Source organism: Pseudonocardia sp. Ae505_Ps2, from assembly GCF_001932425.1.
Classification (GTDB): Bacteria; Actinomycetota; Actinomycetes; order Mycobacteriales; family Pseudonocardiaceae; genus Pseudonocardia.
This window is the reverse complement of sequence record NZ_MCIP01000002.1, coordinates 43,729-44,512: the sequence shown is the minus strand read 5'-3', so window position 1 is coordinate 44,512 and position 784 is coordinate 43,729. Positions and strand designations below refer to the sequence as shown.

General features: G+C 64.2%; 1 protein-coding gene. It reads left to right on the top strand.

All coding sequences use genetic code 11. The features are described 5' to 3' along the window. Positions 1-441: 441 nt before the first annotated feature. On the top strand, positions 442-784 hold a 343-nt coding region (locus Ae505Ps2_RS28430; protein ID WP_249265412.1), incomplete at its 3' end, for a helix-turn-helix domain-containing protein.

The window sequence follows — 784 nt, the reverse complement described above, 5'->3', positions numbered from 1 at the left end:
GCGCCCATGTCGTGCCGCGCCCCGGGCAACGGCGGCGAGATCCACACCAACCTGCCGGCGGGGTCGGCGATTGGAGTGTTCCCGATTTCTTTGACGCCGGTTTAGGCTGCCAAGTCGGTTATTTTCCTGAATCCTAGCTCGTATTCGGTGGGTGTCAAGTATCCGAGGGTGGAGTGCCGTCTGCGACGGTTGTAGTAGCTCTCGATCCACACGAATGTCTGCTGTCGGACCTCGGTGACGTCGTTCCATGGCCGGGTGTGGATGAGTTCTTTCTTGTAGCTGGCGAAGAACGGCTCGGCGACGGCGTTGTCGAAGCAGGTGGCGGCGAGTTCAGCCGGTCGTAGCACTTGATCTTGGTTGTTCGGCGGGACAGGATGTTCCGTGCGTGAGATGTTGATGTTGTCGGATCGGGAGGAGATCTCGAGGGGTCTCGCGGAGGGCTTGTCCTACAAGCAGATCGCCTCGGTGGTGGGTCGTGATCGGTCGGTGATCTCTCGTGAGGTCCGTCGTCACGGCGGACGCTACGAGTACCGGGCCGCGGCAGCGCAGGAACGGGCCCTGGCGGCGCGGGAGCGGCCGAAGCAGTTCGCGGTGGACCGTCACCCGCGGTTGCGCGGGATCGTGCATGCTCTGTTGCGTGGTGGCTGGTCACCGGCCTCGATCGCGGGCCGGTTGCCGACCGAGCACCCCGATGACGAGGCTTGTCGGGTGTCTCACGAGGCGATCTACCAGTGGATCTATGCCACCCCGGTGTCCACGCTGGCCCGCGAGCTGCTCGCGCTAC